At 47.7% G+C, this 243-nt stretch carries 1 protein-coding gene; it reads left to right on the top strand.

Features of this window, described 5'->3' with window-relative positions:
• A partial coding sequence (locus SB749_RS20540) for a phage baseplate assembly protein (protein ID WP_410711940.1) occupies positions 1 to 243 on the top strand: 243 nt, incomplete at both ends.

Here is a 243-nt window from a genome sequence, read left to right on the forward strand (position 1 = left end):
TCTAAGTGTCGATAGTGATATTGGCGTACCTGCTGATGCGTTTAGTTTTAGCTGGTTTGATGCTGAGCAAGACGTATTACCTGATTATGTGAAAGCAGGTTCAAGCTGCACAGTGAGCTGTAATGGTGAGACGGTATTAACAGGCATCTTAGACCGTATCGGTCAGCGTATTGGTCGTAATGGACTTAGCACCAATCTATCAGGGCGCGATCTAGCAGGGCAACTGATCGACTGCCACGCACC

Source organism: Brevibacterium sp. SIMBA_078 (genome assembly GCF_046534565.1).
In the GTDB taxonomy this organism is placed as follows: Bacteria; Actinomycetota; Actinomycetes; order Actinomycetales; family Brevibacteriaceae; genus Brevibacterium.